Here is an 18,728-nt window from a genome sequence, read left to right on the forward strand (position 1 = left end):
CGTCACCGCGCGACAGCCTGCCGACCCGCGGTCACTCCGACCGTGCATGGGCGGGCCCGGCCACCATCGCGGCGAGCAGAGCCGTCACCGGCACGGTCGCGAAGCCGACCCGGGCGTCACTGGCCCCGTACGGCAGCCACAGCTCGCGGTCATGGACGAGCCCGCCGCAGGAGTAGACGACGTTCGGTACGTAGCCGTCCCGGTCGGACCGCTCAGGCGACAGGAGCACGCCGGGAAGGTGCGCGACCACCCGCTCCGGTCGGTGCAGGTCGAGCAGAAGCGCGCCGATCGCGTACCGACGCATCGGCCCGACACCGTGGGTGAGCACGAGCCAGCCCGCCTCGGTCTCGATGGGAGACCCGCAGTTGCCGACCTGAATCAACTCCCAGCTGTCCTGCGGAGCGTGCAGCGGGATCGGACGTTGCCAGCGGCTCTCGGTGTCCAGGACGGTCAGACCGATGGTCTCGCCGTCGGCGCGGCAGAGAGCCAGGTGCCGGCCGCCGACGGTACGGGGAAAGAGCGCGATCCCCTTGTTACGAGCCCCCGGCCCGCGCATCGGCGTCATCTCGAAACGACGCAGGTCGGTGCTGACCAGTGCACGGGTGCCGACGTTCCGGCCGTCGTAGGCGGTGTAGGTGGCCCGATACACCGGTCCTGACTCGTCGGTGAACCTGACGAACCGAGCGTCCTCCATGCCGTTGCTCTCCGCCGGGGTGGCCGGCCAGAGCACGCGTTCGTGCAGAGCCGTCTCGGCGGGGAAGGCCGTGGCGTAGCTGCCCGCGTTGGTACGCCGCAGGTGTTCCAACGTGCTCAAGCCGGTGCTGCGGGAGAGCAGATCCGGCGGCAGACCGCCGAGCACCCGCTCGAAGGTCGCCTCGTCGTACCGGTCGGGCAACGCGTTCAACACCGTGGCGGTGACCTCGTTGTCGCAGTCCTCCTCGGCCATGCCGCTCACCAGTAGATCCCGCCGGTGCCGTACGCCCGTCCGCTGTCCGACCGCCAGAAGGCCGGACCGTTCGGTGACGGTGAGCTGGCGCCCAGGCCCGAGCACGGCGGTGGCGAACCCGATCGACGACAGGTGGCCCTCCCCGATCTGGCGCAGGCTGACCGCGACGCGCAACTGCCCGACGCTCAGCTGGGTCTGGTCGGGGTGGGCCACCATGGACGGATTGCACAGGGCTGCGGCCTCGACCGCGTACTCGTGGCTGAAGTAGGCGCCGACGAGGAGCCGGCTGGCGGAAGAGAGGTCTTCGGCCCGGGCTGCGCGGTGCCGCACGAGGTCGTAGTGATGCTGGAACGTTCCCGCCAGGTCGCGGTGGCGGGCACCGAAGCGGTCGAAGGTGTCCCGCAGCAGCCGGTCGACCTCCTCGTCGTCGAGGTGCGCGACCCGGTCGATGAGAGCGCCCGCGCGGGTACGCACCACCGCGGCGTCCTCACCCGGGACGAAGAGCTTGACGATGACCCGGCGTGGATCAGAGGTGAGGGTGACGTCCTGCCGGACGGCCAGGATCCCGGTCACGACCAACGCCGGGCGTGCTGCAGGGTGGAGATGAGCGCGAGGGTCGACTCGGCGCCCTGGTTGAGGTTGGGTCCGTGCGCGGTCAGTCCGTCGTAGCCGCCGCCGGTTTCCGGATCCCACATGGGCGTGCCGATGTCATTGTCACCGAGGAACCACGCGATCGCCTGCCGCACCCCGTCGTCCCAGACCGGATCGCCGGTGACCATGGCTGCCGTGGCGCAGGCGTCGGCGAAGGCCGCGACCTCGATCGGTTGCTGGTCGTGGTGCAGCCGTACGATCCCGCGCTGCCACCCTGCGGCGGGCACGACGGACAGCCGTCCGTCGCGGAGTTGGACACTTCGCAGCCAGGTGAGCATCCGTAGGCCCTCGTCGAGAGTCGGGCCACCGTTGCACAGCTGGCTGGCGACGATCACCACCTCGGCGAGGGCCGCGTTGGCGTAGGTCAAACGCTGCTGCGGCCAGGGCCACCGCGAGTCGGAATCCGGCGCTCCGACGGCGGTGGCGGCCGCCGTCAACAACGCGGCGGCGGCGACGTGGCCCGGATGTCGACGCAGCACCTCGGCCGCGCCGAGTCCGGCGAAGGCCATCGCGTGCGGGGCCGCGGCACGGCGGATAGCACCTCGGCTGAAGGCGACCAGCGCCTCCTCCCGTATCCAGGCGGCCGGACTGCGGGCAACGGCCGTGCCCAACCCCCACAGCGCCCGGCCCCACCAGTCGCCGAGCCCGGGCTCGTCGGCCCAACGCCTGTCGTACCCGAGTCGGTTGTGAAAGGCGCCGCGGGCGTCCTGCGCATGGGTCAGGAAGGCGAGGTAGCGCTCCGCGAGCCGTAGCAGTTCCTCGGTCGGCTCCGGCTCGCGGCAGACGACGACCAGGCCACGGGCCACGTCATCGGTGCAGTAGCCGTGCTCCCGGCGGACGATGGCGTGCCTAGCGTGCTCGAACAGACCTGTGTCGTCGCTCAGCCGGGCCAGGTGCGCGAAGCTCGGCGCGGGCGCCGGCGCCCACTGCCGGCCGACCGCTGTCCGGGGGCGGCCGGCGGTCGCGGTCACGCCGACACCACACTGACGGCGGGCGCGCGCACCTCGGTGAGTCGCTCGGCGAGGGTGCCGTACCGGGCCGCCACCGCGGGCCAGCGTAGATCCGCGGCCAACGGCCGGACCCGACCGGCCAGCCGGGCGGCGAGGCCCGGCTCGGTCAGGACCCGTCGGATCGCCAAGGCCAGCGCCGCCGGGTTCTGGTGGGGTACGACCAGACCGGGTCCGCCGGTGAGCAGCTCGACAGCGTGCGGGAACGCCGTTGCCACGACGGGCACCCCGGCGGCCACCGCCTCGATGAGCACGCCGGAGGTGACCTGTTCGCGGGAGTCGTACGGCAGCACGACGACGTCGGCGGAGCGGATCAGGCGGCCGAGGGTCTCCTGGTCGTGGTAGAGGTCCTGGTAGTCCACGGCGTGCGCGACGCCGAGCTGGGCGCCGAGCTGGTGCAGGCCCGCCCGGTACGTCTCGCCGTGGTGCTCGATCACCTTGGGGTGGGTCCGGCCGGCCACTGTGTAAGTGGGCGTCGGTTCCAGGTCCTGCAACCGGGCGAGGGCGCCCAGCGACCACTCGATCCCCTTGCCAGGGCCGATCAGCCCCCAGGTCAGCAGGTGCGGTCGGGTACGCCGCTCGACGGGCACGCCGGCGAGTTCCGCGGCGCCGTGCGGGATGACCGTCACCTTGCTCGCCGCCACGGCGTAGCCGACGAGCAGGCGGTCGCGGGCGGTGTCGGTCATCGTGACGACCGCACCGGCGGTGGCGACGATCTGCTCCAGCAGGGACTTCTGCCGGGCGGAAGGCTTACGCAGCACGGTGTGCAGGACCACGATGCTCGGCACGGTGAGCCGGCGCAGCAACGGCAGCACGTCCTCGCCGTCGGTGCCGGGATAGATGCCGTACTCGTGCTGGACGATGGCCACGTCGAAGGAGTTCAGGGCCGCCGCGGCGTCCCGCCAGCCCGCCCGGGTCCGCGTCGACCAGGTGTGCACCACGCCGGGGCCGGGCCGCGGGTCGTCCCCGTGGTCGGTGACCCGCACTATGCCACCGCGCGTGCCGTCGGCGGTGAGCTGGGCGGCGAGGGCCGAGTTGAAAGTGGCAAGTCCACACCGGGTCGGCGGGTGGGTGCTGAGGAATCCGTAACTGGGCATGAACGTCTGGCCTTCCGGGTTGTCGGCGGCCACCTCACGTACGGGGACGCACCTCACGCGGTGACGGCGCACGCCGGTCAGCGTGTGTGACCGGCGGAACGTGTTCGGGGGACGGTCAGCTACGGATGCGATCTGACCAGGTTCGCCTGGTCGGGAACGACCGGTCGCTCGGCGGGTGGGGTTCCGCCCCGGACGACACGCTCGTAGACGGCGAGGTAGTCGGTGACCATCCGGTCCGCGCTGAAGCGCTGTCGAGCCCGCGCCCGGCATGCGGCTCGGTCGAGGTCGACGACCCGGGTCACCGCGTCGACGGCCTGCTCGACGGTGTGGACGAGGTATCCCGTCACGCCTTCGTCGACGACCTCCGGCATGGACCCTCGCGCGTACGCGACGACAGGCGTGCCGCAGACCATCGACTCCACCACGGACAGTCCGAACGGCTCGTCGAAGGCGATCGGATGCAACAGGGCGCTGCTGGCACCCAGCACCTCGGCGCGTCGTCGGGGACCGACCGATCCGAGGTAGACGACCCGGTCGCCGTCGATGTGCGGGGCCACCTGCTCGGCGAAGTACCGCTCGTCCTGCACGATGCCGCAGATGGTCAGGGGCCGACCGGCGCGGCGAGCGATCTCAATCGCGGTGTGGGTGCCCTTGTCGGGGTGGATCCGGCCGAACACGACCAAGCCGGGGCCGGCATCAGGGGTGAGCGGCAGACCGGTGAGGTCGACGCCGTGCTGCACCGTGGCGACGTAGTCGAGTTCCGGCGACCGGTCGGCGTCGGAGATCGACACGTAGGACGATCGGGCTCGGGCGTAGGCCGGCAGGATCCCCGCTCCCGAGAAGCCGTGCACTGTCGTGAGCAGTGGTGCTCGGCAGTGCTCCGCGAAGGCCAGCGGCAGCCAGTCGAGGTGGCTGTGCACCAGGTCGAACTGCGCCGAGCGGGCGAACGCGTGGGAGACGTGCATCGCCTCCCACACCCGGCCGTCCATGTCCGGGTTGTCGGCGTACCCCTGGGGACACACACCGTCGAGTCGGGCGGAGGTGACCGAGTCCAGCGTCGCGAAGAGGGTCACGTCCACGCCATGGGCGACCAGCCCTTCGGCGAGCAGGCCGGTCACCTGCTCCCAGGGGCCGTAGTGGTGCGGGGGCGTACGCCAGGCGACCGGTCCGAGCAGCGCAACCCTCATGGGGATGGCGCGTCGACGAGGTCAGCCGCGTCGAGATGCAGGGTGGCGAGCAGGCCGGAGTGCTTGGCCGGATCCACCCGCTCGGGCAGCTCGCGCTCGACCCAGTCGGCCCTGGCCTGCTGGCCGCGGTCGCGAAGTGCGTCGACGATCCTGTGCTTGGCGATCCTCATCTGGTGCTCCCATGGTTGAGCCGTCCGGAATTCTTCTGCGCGTGGACGGCGGTGTGAAAGCGCGTGTGGGATGCCGTGTCCGGTCATCACGCAAGCCCGAATGGGCGGTATCAGCTAAATCGACTGGCGAGACCTGGTCGGCGACGACCAGCACGTCCAGCGGTGGGGTTGACCGGTCGGTAACGCCCTGGCGGGCTGGTGGCGACGACATCCGGCGGCCACCGGTGGCCCCGGGCGACATGCCCACCGTACGCCCCCAACCTGTTCGGCTGCACGGGCACCGACGGCAGGGTGCGGCGCAAGCCTTTCGCACAGCGGTGCCGTTGGCGGAGGCGTACGCTGGAATCGCCCACCGCCGCACGCCCATCGACCAGGTCGCCGACTCTTCGTGGCGCCGATGGCCCGCCCCTCCCCGCACCGGCTCGGCCGACGCGATCGAGGACGTCGACACCATCGGCGGTTAGTGCTGGTGCGGCCGGTTGCGGATGAGGGTGAGCGCGAGAACGGCGGTGACGAGGAAGACGACGCCGTTGATCCACAAGCCGGCCTGGACTCCGGAGGTCAGGGCCTCGGCGAGCGCCGCCCGTACCGGATCAGGCAGTGGCTGGCCGTCGGTGGCGCCGGTGGCCGCGGCTGCCTGCACAGCGACCCGGGTGGGCGCGTCGACCTGGTGGGCGGCGAGCCGCTCGGGCAGGTCGGACAGCATCGTTGTGGTGAGCAGCGTGCCGAGCAGGGACGAGCCGAGCACCGAGCCGACCTGGCGGGCGGCGTTGACGGCGCCGGAGGCCATGCCCGCCTGCGCGGGCGCGACGCTCGCCAGTGCCGCCGCGGTCGCCGGAGCCACCACCAGGGCGCAGGCCGCGCCGAACAGCGCGAGCAGCGGCCACCGCTGGTCGAACGGAGTGGTCGGGCCCTGGGTGGCGAGGCCGAAGCTGGCCAGTGCCCCGAGGACGAGGCCGGCGGTGAGGGGCGCCTTGAACCCGGTACGGCGGATCAGCCGCCCCGCGCCGAAGGCCACGACCGCGTAGACACCGAAGAGCACGAGCATCCGCCAGCCGGTGTCCAGCGGGCTGAGGGCCTGCGCCCGCTCCTGGAACAGGACGAGCAGGATCGCCACGCCGGTGAAGCCGAACAGCGACACCGCGGCGACGACCATGACGGCGCTGAACGACTTCGAGCGGAACAGCCGTACGTCGAGCATCGGTGCGCCGGTGCGCAGTTCGACAAGCACGAACGCGATCAGCGCGGCGGCCGAGGCAACCCAGGCCGACGTCACCACCGGACTCGTGTAGCCGTCCCGGCCGCCCCGGATCATGGCGTAGACGGCGGCGGCGATGGCGACGGTGCCGAGCAGCAGGCCGGGTACGTCGAGGCGGCCCGCGCTCGGCTGGGACTCGGCCACTCCGATCGCGGCGACGACGAGGGTGACCAGGCCCAGCACGATCGTGGACAGATAGACGCTGTGCCACGAGTGGTGCTGCAACAGCGCCCCGGCGATCAGCGGGCCGACCGCGAGACCGATGCCGGAGGCCGCCGACCAGGCGGTGATGACCTCGGTACGGCGGTGCGGGTCGGTGAAGGTGGCGCCCAGGATCGCCAGGCTGTTCGGCAGGATCAGGGCACCACCGAGACCCGCGACCATCTGCCCCACGATCACCCAGGTCACTGTGGGCGAACTCACCACCACGGCACCGCCGACGATCATGGCGATGACGCCCGCGCTGAACATGCGCCGACGCCCGTACCGGTTGCCCAGAGTGGCGGCGGACAGCACCACGCTCGCCACGACCAGTGTGTACGCGCTGGGAATCCAGATCAGTGTGGTGGCGTCGACCCGCAGGTCGCGCTGGATGGTGGTCAGGGCGGACACGGTGGCGGTGATCTGGAGGAACGTGATCATCGCGCCCAGGCACGTGGCGAGAAGCGTCGCGGCGGGAGAGCCACGAAGGGACGAGCGGGCGGTGGCAGCCGGTCTGGGTGCTGCGGTGTTGGTGGCCATTGGCGTCCTCACGGTGTGCGTCCGGCTGACTTGCGTCTGCTGAAGCCAGCAGCGACCCAGTGAAGCACCTGACTAGCTCTAATGCAAGTCAGGTAGGCTGGACGCATGGAGGACCTACGGGACGACCGCGACTCCTGGTCGAATACGAACTGCTCGGTGGCCCGCGCGATGGACATCGTGGGCAGCAGGTCGACGCTTCTGATCATGCGCGACGCTCTGCTCGGTACGCGCCGTTTCGACGACTTCGTCCGCCGGGTCGGGATCGGCGAGCCCGCCATCGCCTCCCGACTGAAGGAGATGGTCGCCGCCGGCCTGCTCGAACGGATCCCCTACCGGGAGCCGGGGCAGCGCACCCGCCACGAATACCGGCTCACCACCAAGGGGCGTGAGCTGCTGCCTGTCATCACCGCGCTGCGCAACTGGGGCGACGCCTGGGCCGCCGACGACGCAGGCCCTCCGATCATCGCCCTCCACCACGACTGTGGCGAGCCCGTGCGGGCTGTGCTCCGCTGCGCGGCCGGTCACGACGTCGACAGCGGCGACATCGACATCACCGCCGGGCCGGGCCTGATCCGCCGCGACTGACGCCGAGGGCTCCCGAGCATGCTGAATGGCGGGCCGTGAGACGACGGCCCGCCATTCGTGGATCAGAGGACGATCTGGTGCACCCGGTCGTCAACGCCGCGTACGGCGAGCCAGGCGCTGCCGTTGGCACCGGCGGCGGCTCCCGGTGCGCCCCGGAAGGCGTCGGTGGCGAACTCGCCGCGGCGGAACCAGCCGCCCCACCCTCCGTCGGTCAGGTTGCGCTGCCACAGCCGGTTGTCGGCGGCCAGCGCGAACAGGTAGACCCGACCGGACGTGGCGAGCAGTGTCGGGCTGCCGCTCGTGGTGCCGCCCAGGTTGGTCCAGGCCGACCAGGTGGTGCCGGTCCGGCTGCGCCACCACACCTCGTCGGTACGGCTGCGAACCGCCACGTGCAGCACTCCCGCGTCGTCGACGACGGCGCTCGGCCGGCCGTAGATCGGCCTGTCGTCGGGAGCGCCGACGCCTGTCCAACCGGCGCCCGGGGTCCGTGACCAGAGCTTGCCGTCGGCGCCACGGACGACAAGCGTCCACTGTGTCGGGCTGGTCCACGCCACAGTCGGTCCGTCGGTAAGCGAGCCGCCGAGGCTGCGCCACGGTCCCCACTTCCCGCCGACAAAGCTGCGCTGCCAGGCCGCGTTGTCGGTGCCCCGCACGAAGACGTCGATCCGGCCGTCCGCCGAGGCGTACGCCGCCGGCTGGCCGAGGATCCGGCCGCCGACCGGGCCGCCCAGCGAGGTCCAGTGCGTTCCCCAGGTCGTACCGGAGCGGGTGTTGACAGCCAACGCGCCCTGCGCGTCGCGGACGAAGGCTGTGGCGTGCGTGTCGTCCACCCGGACCAGCGCCGGGCTGGCGCTCGCCGTGCCGCCGAGGTTGGCGCCGGCGACCTGGTCGGCGCCGCGCAGACCCAGCATGGCCACGCCGTGCGCCGGGACCTCCACTGTGTACGAGCCGGTGAACGGCTGGACACCCGCCGTGCTCGGCGCGGCGTCGACGTCCGCGCGGGCCCACAGGTCACGAACCCGGACCGGGCCGTCGAGCGCGACGTCGGCGAAGGTCACAGTGATCTGCTGGGCGGAGTCGTGCCGGTTGAGCAACGCGACCGCCCGCTTGCCGGAGCCGGTCAGCACCTTGCTCCAGACCTGCGCGTCGGTGCCGGTGTCGACGACCTTGACGCCCTGGCGGACCAGCGGGTCCTGGTCCACCGCGATGATCTCCGGGTTGGTCAGCGCCGAGATCATCTCGTCGGGCAGACCGCGCGGGTCGGAGCCGATCACCAGCGGCGCGGCCATGATGGCCCACATGCCGAGCTGGGTCTTGGACTCCTCCAGGCTCAACTCGTACCCGCCGTCGGGCAGCGGACGCATCGGCAGCAGGTAGTCCGGGTCGTTGTAGTGGCCCGGCCCGGTCGCCGCAGGGTGGTACGCGTTGACGTCCATGTTGCGCAGGACCCACGGGAACGCCCACTGCGGCGTCGGGTCGGTGAGCCCCACGTCGGTGTACGTCCGCCACGAGTCGGCGACAGTCGGCGCGTACGTGTAGCTCCAGGTGGAGAGCTGCTCCGGGGTGTACGGCCCCCCACCCCAGTCGGAGCTGACCGGGTTGCAGATGTTGAGCAGCATCGGGCGGGGCGACTGGCGTACCGCCTCGGCCAGCTCACGGAAGGTGGCCTCCGGGTCCAGCCCGGCGGCCCGGCCGCAGAGCCAGTCGGCCTTGAGCGCGTCGAAGCCCCAGCCGGCGAACTGTGCGACGTCGGCGGCGTAGTGGCCGTTGCTGCCCAGCCCGCACTGCCCCGGCAGGTACGGGCCGGCGTCGGTGTAGATGCCGGCCTTCATGCCCTTGCTGTGGATGTACGCGGCCAGCGCGGCCATCCCACCCGGGAAGCGTGCGGGGTCGGCGACGAGCTGACCGGCCTCGTTACGAGGGGTGGGCGCGGCCCAGTTGCCGTCGATCCAGACGTAGGTGTAGCCGGCGTCGCGCAGGCCGCTGCTGACCATGTGGTCGGTGACCGACCGTACTTCGGCCTCGGTGGGGTCGCCACCGAGGCCGAAGTAGGTGTTCCAGCCCTGGTAGGGCGTGGGGGCGAGCCCGCTGTTGTGAAACGTCGGCGCGCCCTGGTCTTCGGCGCCGGTCGCGGCGGGGGCGTGGCCGGGTCGACCCGGCCCGCCGGGTGCGTGGCCGTGGCCGGGCTGCGGTGGGCTGGCGGGCGGTGGGCCGGCGGTGGCCGGCAGCGGGCCGACGACGCCCAGGCCGAGCACGGCCAGAGCGACGGTCAGCGGTCGGATCAGGCGCATGGAGGTACTCCTGTCCCTCGGGGGTGGGGTGGTGGTGCTCCGACCTCAGTCGCGGGTCAGCACGATGAGGTCGGCGTCGTGGGTCGGGCTCCACTGCACGGGCAGGCCGACGGCGCCCAGGTGACTGCCGGAGTAGCGCCGATCGCCGTGCCGATACCTCGCGACGGGGTCGAGCCCGCGCAGCGGCAGCCGCACCGGGCGGGACGGGAGCAGACCGGTGCCGTCGAGGTGGCCTGTGTGCCAGGCCAGCACGACGACCCGGCTCTCGTCCGCAGCGGTGTACTGCACAGCGCAGCGCGCCTGGTCGGGGCCGCCGATCAGGTGCACCTCGCCGTGCGTGACGACGTCCCGGATCTCCTTGTAGCGGGCGATCCAGCCGGCCGCCTCGGCCCGCTCGGCGGCAGTCCAGGCCCGGATGTCAGCGCCGACGCCGAGCACGCCGGCCATCGCGAGCACGAACCGGAACGCCAACGAACGCGGCCGGGTGTCGAACAGGCCGGGCGCGTCGGTGACCCAGGAGCTGAGCAGGTGTGGGGCGTTGGCGTGCAGGAAGCCGTACTGGATGGCCAGCCGGTCCAGCGGGCCGGTGTTGTCGCTGGGCCAGAACACGTCGGCGCGGGCGGCCATCGCCAGGTCGGTCCGCGCGCCGCCGCCGGCGCACGCCTCGATGAGCACGCCGGGGTGGGCGTGGCGCAGCCGCTCGTAGATCCGGTGCAGGTTGGCGACGTGCGCGCCGTCCAGGTCGACGGGGCCGATGCCGCCCGGCCGTCCCGGCTCGGTACGCGGGCGGTTGAAGTCCCACTTCAGGTAGTCGACGTCGTAGCGGCGCAGCAGGCCGTCCACTGTGGAGTGCACGAACTCGGCGACCTCCGGCCGGCCCAGGTCCAGCAGGTACTGGTTGCGGACCGGGGTGAGCGGCCGACCGTCGACGGAGTAGACCCAGTCGGGGTGCGCGGCGTAGAGCGCGGACTTCGGGTTGACGCACTCCGGCTCGACCCAGAGCCCGAAGTTCAGACCGAGCGCGCGGACGTCGGCGATGAACGCGTCGAAGCCTGCCGGGAACTTCGCCGGGTCCGGCGTCCAGTCGCCCAGCCCGGCCGTGTCGTCGTTGCGGCCGACGAACCAGCCGTCGTCCACCACGAACGTCTCCACGCCCAGCTCGGCGGCGATCCGGGCGAGCGCCAACTGGCTCTGCGCCTCGACGGCGAAGTAGGTGGCCTCCCAGGAGTTGTAGAGCACCGGACGCGGGGTGAGCCGGTCGGCGGCCAGCAGCCGCTGGTGGGTGTGCCAGACCCGGGCCAGCCCGTCCAGGCCGTCCGGGCTGTAGGCCCCGGCGACCACAGGCAGCCCCAACCGCTCACCTGGTGCCAGCTCCAGCGGACCGTCGACAAGTTGACGGCCGGCCCGTACCCGGGTCAGGCCGCCGGTGTCCCGCTCGGCGCTGATCTCCCACGAGCCGGTCCAGGCCAGGGCCATCCCCCAGGCCGCGCCGGTCGGGGCTGCGGTGTCCCGCACGGCCAGCCAGGGCACGTGCAGATGCCCGGGTACGCCCTGGGAGCTGCCGATGCTGAACGTGCCGTGGCCCAGCTCGACATGGGAGAGCTGGAACTCCTGCGACCACTGCCCCCACTGGTGGCTGAGCAGCGCACCGTGCGGCGTCGGCACATTGAACCCGCCCGAGAGGGCCCGGACCACCCGCAGCGGGTACCCGCCGCCGTTTGTCAGCTCGACCCACCGCTGCACCACGTCGGTGCCGGCAGGCACCCGGTAGTGCACCGTGGCCCGCAGCCCGGTCACCCTGTCGGCGAAGTCGACAGCCAGCTCCCGCCCGTCGGCGTCGGCCCGTGCCCCGGTGTGCCCGAAGCCGACCCGGCGCTGCCCGGAAGGGGTTTCCACCACCAGATCGGCACCCGTGAACGGGCGGTCGGCGTCGGTGGCGTACTCGATGGGGGCGGCGTCCCCGGCGGTGAGGAACGGAACCGGGCCGTCGTAGGCGACAGGCGACGGCCCCTCCGAGACGCCGTGCGGCCCCCACGCGACAAGTTCCAGCCAGCGGCCGTGCGCGGGCACCGTCACCGTGTACTCGGTGTGCGCGCCGCGCAGCGTCCAGCGCTGGGCGCTCACTTGACCGCTCCGAGCGCCAGACCGGAGACGAAGTGCCGCTGGAAGCGCAGGAACACCGCGACGGTGGGGACAGCCGCGATGACAGTGCCCGCCGCGATGACGTTCCAGGACGAGACGAACTGCCCCTGGAGGCCGAGCAGCGCCGGTGTGACAGGCATGTTGTCGTCGGTACGCAGCACGGTGATCGCCCAGAGCAGGTCGTTGAAGATCCAGGTGAAGGAGAGCGCGCCGAGGGCGGCAAGCGCGGGCCGGGTCAGCGGCAGCATCACCTTGGTGAAGATCTGCGCAGTGCCCGCGCCGTCGATCGTCGCCGCCTCCTGAATCTCGCCCGGCAGGTCCCGCATGAAGCCGTGCAGGACGAAGGTGTAGAAGCCCAGCCCGAAGCCGACCTGCACGGCGATCAGCGCCCAGAGCGTGTCGTACAGGCCGGTCAACTCGCTGAACTTCGCCACCGGGATGAGCAGGATCTGCGGCGGCAGCAGGTTGCCGGCGAGCATCAGCAGCAGGATGGTCCGCCGGCCGGGGATCCGGAAGCGACTAAGCGCGAATGCGGCCATCGCGGCCAGCCCCAGGCTCAACAGCACCGAGGGGACTGTGACAAGCATGCTGTTGATCAGCGCCCGCAGCTCGCCACCGTCGGTCCACGCCTGCCGGTAGGTGTCCAGCGTGAACGACCGGGGCAGGCTGCCCACGCCGTGTGCGGCGATGTCGTCGAACGATCGGGTGGACATCACCACGACCCAGATCACCGGGCCCAGCCACAGCAGGGAGAGCAGGATCATGCCGGTGTGGAAGGCCCCGGTGCGGAGCTTGTTCATCACGCTTCCTCCCGGAACGCGCGGACCAGGTAGCCGAGGATGACGGCGAGCGCGAGCACGAAGATCACGACGGCGATCGCGGAGGCGTAGCCCAGCCGCAGGCTCTGGAACGCTGTCGAGTACATGTAGGTGCTGAGCAGCTCCGACGAGTGGTACGGGCCGCCCTTCGTCAGCGACCAGACGATGTCGAACGACCGCAGCGAATCGATCACGATGACCGACAGCACCACCGCGTTTACCCCTTTGAGCTGGGGAATCGTGACGTGCCGCAACCTCTGCCAGGAGTTCGCGCCGTCCATCCGGGCCGCCTCGTGCAGCGCCGGGTCGATGGCCTTCAACCCGGCCAGGAACAGCACCATCACGTAGCCGATCTGCCGCCACAGCGCGGGCAGGATCACCGCGTACAACGCGGTCTGCGGGTCGGCAAGCCAGGGCCGGATCAGCTGCTCCAGGCCGACGGCCCGCAACAGCGTGTCGGCGATGCCGTCGGGTTGGTAGAAGACCCGCCAGACCAGCGCTGTCACCACAAGCGAGAAGACCACAGGGGTGAACAGCGCGGCGCGGTAGAAGCCGACCCCGCGCCGCTCCTTCTGCAGGACCAGCGCCATGCCGAAGCCGCCCAGCACGGAGAGGCCGCCGAAGAGCACCAGCCAGATCACCGTGTTGACGAGCGCACCCCGGAAGGTGGCGTCGCCGGCAAGCTCGACGTAGTTGTCAGCGCCGACGAAGGCCGGCGGCGACATGCCGTCCCAGCGGGTGAGGGAGAACCAGAAGCCCTGGAGCGCCGGCCAGAACACCCAGATGCTCTCGACCAGGAACGGCACCAGGACGAACGCCACCAGCAGCGGCGACAGTCGAGCCGACCGTCGCCGCCGCCGGGTGGGGGTGACCGAAGTCGTGGAGATCGTTGCTGTCACGTCAGCCCTTGAAGACCTTCTCGGCGGCGGCCTGCCACTCCCGCAGGATCGCGTCGATCTGGTCCGGCTTGTCGATGAACTTGGTAAGCGCGGTGTCCGCGGTCGGCTGGAGCGCGTCGCTTGAGTCGCGGTTGAAGAACTGGGTCAGCTCCTTGGCCTCGTCGAGCATCGCCTTGCCCTTGACCACGAGCGGAGAGTCCGACGCTCTGGCCTTCGGGTTGGCCGGCAGCACGATGCCGGAGCTGGCCTTCACGTACGCCTCCTGCGCTTCGACCGAGGACAGGTAGGTGAGCAGCGCCTTCGTACCGGTCGGGTTGGCGGTCTTCGCGCTGGCGAAGAAGCCGTCAGTGGGGGCCTCCTCGGCGAGCGGCACCGCCGGGTCGATGATCGGGAACCGGAAGAAGTCCAGGTCGCCGAGGGCGTCCTTGGGTGCCGCGTCGGCGAAGAACGTGCCGATCAGGAACATGCCGGTCTTGCCGGCCAGCAGCGCTGTGGTCGCCTCCTGGAACGGGTACGCCTTGCCCTTGGGGTCGAAGTAGGGCAGGGCCTCCCGCCAGCGGGTGAAGACCGCCTTGACCCTGGGGTCGTCGAAGCGCTGCTTGCCGGCGAGCAACTCGCGGTGGAACGGCGCGCCGTTGATCCGGATGTTGAGGTAGTCGAACCAGGCCGAGGCCACCCACGGGGTGTCGCCGAGGCCGATGCCGATCGGCGGGACGCCCTTGCTCTTCAGCGTCTCGCACAGGGCCAGGAAGTCGGTCCAGGTCTTCGGCTCCTGCACGCCCCACTTGGCGAAGTTGGACTTACGGTAGAAGAAGCCCCACCAGTAGTTGTTCATCGGTACGAAGACCTGCTTGCCGCTGCCGTCGGTGGAGAGCGTCCACAGCGACTGCGGGTAGTCGCCAAGTGACTTCCAGACATCGGAGACGTCCAGCAGCAGGTTGCGGCTCGCGTAGTCGTTTGCGACCGAGCCCGCGTACCAGGTGTAGAGGTCCGGCGGGTTGGCGGAGGTGAGGTAGGTCGGCAACTGGGTGCGGAAGGTCTCCGAGGCGACCGTGTTGAGGCTCGCCGTGCCCTTGCCCTGCGCGTTGAAGCTCTCGATCAGCTTCTCCATCGCCGCCTTGGCCTGCGGCGAGGAGAGGTTCGACTGGATGGTCACCGCGCCGGAGCCGTTGCCCGTCGTCGGCCCGCTTGCCGAGCTGGCGCACGCGCTGAGCAACGAGCCGGCGCCAAGGGCGCCGAGGCCGGCAAGCCCGAGGTGGCCAAGGAATCGCCGGCGACCGGGGTCGAAGTCGCTCACGAGGGTGTCCTTCCTCTACGACACGCAACGTCACGACGCCATGTGTCGGCCATGTGAATGTGTGTGACCAGAAGGTTGCATCGGCCCTCGCCGGCTGTCAAGATATCTTCGTAATTAATGATTAGTTGATACCGACACCACGGTCAGGGAGGTCAGCCTATGCGCCGCCTCGAAGGGAAGAATGCCCTGGTCACCGGAGCCATGGGCGGGATCGGCACGGCCATCGCCCGGCGGCTGGCCGCCGAGGGAGCCACCGTCGCGCTGCTCGACGTGACCGACCCGGGCCCGCTGGCCGCCGAGTTGACAGCACGCGGCGACCGGGCACTGTCCGTAATGGGCGACGTCAGTGTGGACGCCGACTGGTCGACCGCCGTGGCCGCCGTCCGGGCGGGCCTCGGTCCGGTGGACATCCTGATCAGCACGGCCTACGCGGTGCAGGTCGCCCCGGCCCACGAGACCAGCCGGCAGTCCTGGGACCACCAGCTCGGCGTCAGCCTCACCGGCTCCTTCCTCGGCGTCCGCGCCTGCCTCGACGACCTGCGGGAACGGTCCGGAGCGGTGGTGCTGATCTCGTCGGTGCACGCCCTGGTCGGGCTGCCCGGCCGTCCCGCGTACGCGGCGGCCAAGGGCGGCCTGGTCGCGCTCGGCCGCCAGCTCGCCGTGGAGTACGGCCCGCGGGTCCGGGTCAACACGGTGCTGCCCGGCCCGATCTTCACCGCCGCCTGGGCGGACGTGTCCGAAGAGGACCGTCAGCGCAGCGTCGAGGAGACCGTCGCGAAGCGGTTCGGCACACCCGAGGAGGTGGCCGCGACGGTGGCTTTCCTCGCCTCACCGGATGCCGCCTACGTCACCGGCGCGAGCCTAGTGGTGGACGGTGGCTGGACAGCGGTGAAAACCTCGGCCTGAAAGATCGAACCCGACACCAGCGAAAAGGCCGGAAGACCATTGGCACAGTATGCAAGCCGCGGCGTCCACGGACAGACCGTCGAGGCCATCGCCCGCCGCATCCTCACCGGTGAGATCGCCGCCGGGTCGACATTGAACATCGCCGCCCTTCAGGAGGAGTTCGACGTCAGCCTGACGGCGCTGCGCGAGGCGCTGAAGGTCCTCTCGGCCAAGGGCATCGTCGACGCCAGGCAGAAGCGCGGCACGTTCGTCCGGCCGCGAGCCGACTGGAACCTGCTCGACGGTGACGTGATCCGCTGGCAGTTCGCCGAGGGCCCCCACGAAACGCTGCTCGACCAACTGCACGAGGTCCGCGCCATCATCGAGCCGGCCGCCGCGCGGCTGGCAGCCCGCCGGTGCACCGACGACGACATCGCCGCACTGGACCAGGCACTGGCCGAGATGGCCGAGGCCGAGGGCGACCCCACGGCCGCCGTCGCCGCCGACCTCTCCTTCCACCGCGGGCTGCTCGCCGCCACCCACAACGAGCTGCTGGAACGCATGGAAGTGGTGATGGAGACGGGCCTCGCCGAACGGGATCGGCTCGTACACGGCGGTGCCGCCCACGACGACCCGGTGCCGAGTCACCGCGCCGTGGTCGACGCGCTGCGCGCCCGGGACGAGACGGCGGCCGAGACCGCAATGCGTGAGTTGCTGGACAAGGCCGTCCGCGACGTCGAAAAGGCACGGGGACGAAGGGGCAGTCAGTGAAGATCGAGCGGATCGAGACCTTCCTGGTCGCGCCACGGTGGTTGTTCTGCCGGGTGGAGACCGACGAGGGGCTCGTGGGGTGGGGTGAGCCGGTAGTCGAGGGGCGCGCCGAGGTGGTGCGCAGCGCCGTCGAAGTGCTCTCCGAATATCTGATCGGCGAGGATCCACTGCGGATCGAGCAGCACTGGCAGGTGCTCACCAAGGGCGGCTTCTACCGCGGCGGCCCGATCCTCTCAAGCGCGGTCGCCGGCCTCGACCAGGCACTGTGGGACATCGCCGGGCAGGCGTACGGCGCGCCGGTGCACGCACTGCTCGGCGGGCCGGTGCGCGACCGGGTGCGGATCTACTCGTGGATCGGCGGGGACGAGCCCGATGAGGTGGCCGACGCCGCCGCCGCGCAGGTCGCCGCGGGTCTCACAGGCGTCAAGATGAACGCCTGCGGGCGACTCTCTCCCATCCCCACCTCCGCCGAGGTGGACGCGGTGGTCGGTCGGGTCGCCGCCGCCCGCGAGGTGCTCGGCCCCGAGCGGGACATCGCCCTGGACTTCCACGGCAGAGCCGGGATGGCCGCCGTCCGCCGGATCCTGCCCGAACTGGCCGGGCTGCGCCCACTCTTCGTGGAGGAGCCGGTCCTGCCCGACCAGGCCCACCACCTGCGGGACATCGTGGCCGGCACCCCGATCCCGGTGGCCACCGGCGAACGCCTCTACGGCCGCTCCGAATTCCTCAGCCCGTTGCAGGCAGGGGTCGCCGTGGTGCAGCCGGACCTGTCGCACGCCGGTGGCATCTCCGAGGTCCGCCGGATCGCCGCGCTGGCCGAGACGTACGGCGCGCTGCTCGCCCCGCACTGCCCGCTCGGGCCGATCTCGCTGGCGGCGAGCCTCCAGGTGGCCTTCGCGACGCCGAACTTCCTGATCCAGGAACAGAGCATCGGCATCCACTACAACGTTGGTTCGGAGCTTCTGGACTACGTGGTCGACCGGGAGCCGTTCCGGTTCGTGGACGGGCACATCGCCCGCTTCGACCGGCCCGGCCTGGGCATCACTGTGGACGAGGCGGCGGTCCGCGAGGCCGCGCGTACACCGCATGCCTGGCGCAACCCGGTCTGGCAGCACCGCGACGGATCGTTCGCCGAATGGTGACCGGCCCGACGCGGGTCCCGCTGCGCGTGGAGTACGACGCTGCCCACGGCGGCCGGTGGACCCGCCTGCACGGCGGCGACCGGCAGTGGCTGTGGCGGGGCCCGGAGCCGGGCCGCAATGAGGTACGCCCCGGCGACCCGTTCGTCGACGCCGGAGGGCTGGAGGAGTGCCTGCCCACAGTGCGCGGCGAGCCCGACCACGGCGAGGTGTGGTCCCGCCCGTGGCGAACCGCTGGCCCTGGCACCGTGGTCATCGAGCGGCCGGCGTTCACATTGACCCGCCGGATCAGCGACTCCGGCGGCGTGGTGGTGGCCGACTACCGGCTGGCCGCCGACCCGGGATACCGCTTCGTGTGGGCCGCGCACGCCCTGCTCGGCCTCTCCCCCGACGCCCACCTCGACGCGCCCGCCGGCACCCCCACCCGGTTGCACCCGGAGGCCGCCGCCCTGCTGCCGCCCGGCACCTGGCCCACCGGCAGCCCGTGGCTGACCGGTCCGTGGCCCGCTCCGGCCGGGCTACCGCTGGACACGTTCGGCCCCGACGACGGGACCGCGGTCGGGGCGGTGCTGCTCGACTGCCCGAAGGTCCAGGTGATCGACAGCCCCGACCGGCTGACACTGGAGTTGGAGTGTGACGGGCAGCCCCGCAGCACCGCGCTCTGGCGCAACCTGGGCGGCTGGCCGGCCGTCGCCCCCTACCGAAGCGTCGGGGTCGAGCCGATGCTCGGCGCCGCCTTCGACCTGGCCGACGCCGGCCCGCACGACGCGGCGATCGTCCCACCCGCTGGCGAGGTTGCCTGGCGGCTCACCATTTCCGCCCACCGCATCCACTGAGGACATTC

At 71.4% G+C, this 18,728-nt stretch carries 16 protein-coding genes; 5 read left to right on the forward strand and 11 right to left on the reverse strand.

Annotated features, from left to right (window positions below; translation table 11 throughout):
- Positions 1–31: 31 nt before the first annotated feature.
- The 6 genes from F4558_RS23750 to F4558_RS23775 all read right to left on the reverse strand — a co-directional run bounded on the left by F4558_RS23750 (position 32) and on the right by F4558_RS23775 (position 6,958).
- Positions 32–1,519, reverse strand: a complete 1,488-nt coding sequence (locus F4558_RS23750; RefSeq protein ID WP_167946017.1) for a glycoside hydrolase family 130 protein — start codon at positions 1,517–1,519, stop codon at positions 32–34.
- A complete protein-coding gene (locus F4558_RS23755; RefSeq protein ID WP_167946018.1) occupies positions 1,516–2,568 on the reverse strand; it encodes a glycosyltransferase in 1,053 nt (350 codons plus the stop codon). The genes F4558_RS23750 and F4558_RS23755 overlap by 4 nt, the downstream gene beginning before the upstream one ends.
- Complete coding sequence (locus F4558_RS23760; protein ID WP_167946019.1) at positions 2,565–3,701, reverse strand: glycosyltransferase; 1,137 nt, start codon at positions 3,699–3,701, stop codon at positions 2,565–2,567. Before F4558_RS23760 ends, F4558_RS23755 begins: the two co-directional genes overlap by 4 nt.
- A 119-nt stretch (positions 3,702–3,820) precedes the next feature.
- Positions 3,821–4,888 (reverse strand): glycosyltransferase family 4 protein, encoded by a 1,068-nt coding sequence (locus F4558_RS23765; RefSeq protein ID WP_167946020.1) that lies wholly within the window; start codon positions 4,886–4,888, stop codon positions 3,821–3,823.
- On the reverse strand, positions 4,885–5,058 hold the full coding sequence (locus tag F4558_RS23770; RefSeq protein WP_167946021.1) for a hypothetical protein: 174 nt from the start codon (positions 5,056–5,058) through the stop codon (positions 4,885–4,887). The genes F4558_RS23765 and F4558_RS23770 overlap by 4 nt, the downstream gene beginning before the upstream one ends.
- A 460-nt stretch (positions 5,059–5,518) precedes the next feature.
- A complete protein-coding gene (locus F4558_RS23775; RefSeq protein ID WP_245241357.1) occupies positions 5,519–6,958 on the reverse strand; it encodes an MFS transporter in 1,440 nt (479 codons plus the stop codon).
- A gap of 204 nt (positions 6,959–7,162) precedes the next feature.
- On the opposite strand from F4558_RS23775, the gene F4558_RS23780 reads away from it, so the two are divergent.
- The gene (locus tag F4558_RS23780) at positions 7,163–7,642 is read left to right on the forward strand and encodes a winged helix-turn-helix transcriptional regulator (RefSeq protein ID WP_053659010.1); all 480 of its coding nucleotides are present in this window, start codon (positions 7,163–7,165) and stop codon (positions 7,640–7,642) included.
- A 62-nt stretch (positions 7,643–7,704) separates the two neighbouring features.
- Here the strand turns inward: F4558_RS23780 and F4558_RS23785 are convergent, their stop codons facing one another.
- From F4558_RS23785 to F4558_RS23805, 5 genes are read right to left on the reverse strand one after another with little or no spacing between them, the layout of a single operon-like run.
- Positions 7,705–9,933, reverse strand: a complete 2,229-nt coding sequence (locus F4558_RS23785) for a DUF8189 domain-containing protein (RefSeq protein ID WP_167946023.1) — start codon at positions 9,931–9,933, stop codon at positions 7,705–7,707.
- 45 nt (positions 9,934–9,978) lie between these two features.
- Positions 9,979–12,057, reverse strand: a complete 2,079-nt coding sequence (locus F4558_RS23790) for an alpha-galactosidase (RefSeq protein WP_167946024.1) — start codon at positions 12,055–12,057, stop codon at positions 9,979–9,981.
- Complete coding sequence (locus F4558_RS23795) at positions 12,054–12,875, reverse strand: carbohydrate ABC transporter permease (RefSeq protein ID WP_053659003.1); 822 nt, start codon at positions 12,873–12,875, stop codon at positions 12,054–12,056. Before F4558_RS23795 ends, F4558_RS23790 begins: the two co-directional genes overlap by 4 nt.
- The gene (locus tag F4558_RS23800; RefSeq protein WP_053659001.1) at positions 12,875–13,792 is read right to left on the reverse strand and encodes a carbohydrate ABC transporter permease; all 918 of its coding nucleotides are present in this window, start codon (positions 13,790–13,792) and stop codon (positions 12,875–12,877) included. The genes F4558_RS23795 and F4558_RS23800 overlap by 1 nt, the downstream gene beginning before the upstream one ends.
- Before the next feature lies 1 nt (position 13,793).
- Positions 13,794–15,089, reverse strand: a complete 1,296-nt coding sequence (locus F4558_RS23805; protein ID WP_167946025.1) for an ABC transporter substrate-binding protein — start codon at positions 15,087–15,089, stop codon at positions 13,794–13,796.
- A gap of 159 nt (positions 15,090–15,248) precedes the next feature.
- On the opposite strand from F4558_RS23805, the gene F4558_RS23810 reads away from it, so the two are divergent.
- From F4558_RS23810 to F4558_RS23825, 4 genes are read left to right on the forward strand one after another with little or no spacing between them, the layout of a single operon-like run.
- On the forward strand, positions 15,249–15,995 hold the full coding sequence (locus F4558_RS23810; RefSeq protein WP_167946026.1) for an SDR family NAD(P)-dependent oxidoreductase: 747 nt from the start codon (positions 15,249–15,251) through the stop codon (positions 15,993–15,995).
- A gap of 39 nt (positions 15,996–16,034) precedes the next feature.
- On the forward strand, positions 16,035–16,745 hold the full coding sequence (locus F4558_RS23815; protein WP_053658995.1) for a FadR/GntR family transcriptional regulator: 711 nt from the start codon (positions 16,035–16,037) through the stop codon (positions 16,743–16,745).
- On the forward strand, positions 16,742–17,887 hold the full coding sequence (gene dgoD / locus F4558_RS23820) for a galactonate dehydratase (protein WP_167946027.1): 1,146 nt from the start codon (positions 16,742–16,744) through the stop codon (positions 17,885–17,887). The genes F4558_RS23815 and dgoD overlap by 4 nt, the downstream gene beginning before the upstream one ends.
- A complete protein-coding gene (locus tag F4558_RS23825; RefSeq protein ID WP_167946028.1) occupies positions 17,881–18,720 on the forward strand; it encodes an aldose epimerase family protein in 840 nt (279 codons plus the stop codon). Before dgoD ends, F4558_RS23825 begins: the two co-directional genes overlap by 7 nt.
- Positions 18,721–18,728 lie beyond the last annotated feature (8 nt).

Source organism: Micromonospora profundi (assembly GCF_011927785.1).
Lineage (GTDB): Bacteria > Actinomycetota > Actinomycetes > Mycobacteriales > Micromonosporaceae > Micromonospora > Micromonospora profundi.

What these genes read in the sequence shown, in the direction of transcription:
- F4558_RS23760 (WP_167946019.1), bottom strand. Translation starts at nt 3,701, where the DNA reads ATGCCCAGTTACGGATTCCTCAGCACCCACCCGCCGACCCGGTGTGGA.
- F4558_RS23765 (WP_167946020.1), bottom strand. Translation starts at nt 4,888, where the DNA reads ATGAGGGTTGCGCTGCTCGGACCGGTCGCCTGGCGTACGCCCCCGCAC.
- F4558_RS23770 (WP_167946021.1), bottom strand. Translation starts at nt 5,058, where the DNA reads ATGAGGATCGCCAAGCACAGGATCGTCGACGCACTTCGCGACCGCGGC.
- F4558_RS23775 (WP_245241357.1), bottom strand. Translation starts at nt 6,958, where the DNA reads ATGATCACGTTCCTCCAGATCACCGCCACCGTGTCCGCCCTGACCACC.
- F4558_RS23780 (WP_053659010.1), top strand. Translation starts at nt 7,163, where the DNA reads ATGGAGGACCTACGGGACGACCGCGACTCCTGGTCGAATACGAACTGC.
- F4558_RS23785 (WP_167946023.1), bottom strand. Translation starts at nt 9,933, where the DNA reads ATGCGCCTGATCCGACCGCTGACCGTCGCTCTGGCCGTGCTCGGCCTG.
- F4558_RS23795 (WP_053659003.1), bottom strand. Translation starts at nt 12,875, where the DNA reads ATGAACAAGCTCCGCACCGGGGCCTTCCACACCGGCATGATCCTGCTC.
- F4558_RS23810 (WP_167946026.1), top strand. Translation starts at nt 15,249, where the DNA reads ATGCGCCGCCTCGAAGGGAAGAATGCCCTGGTCACCGGAGCCATGGGC.
- F4558_RS23825 (WP_167946028.1), top strand. Translation starts at nt 17,881, where the DNA reads ATGGTGACCGGCCCGACGCGGGTCCCGCTGCGCGTGGAGTACGACGCT.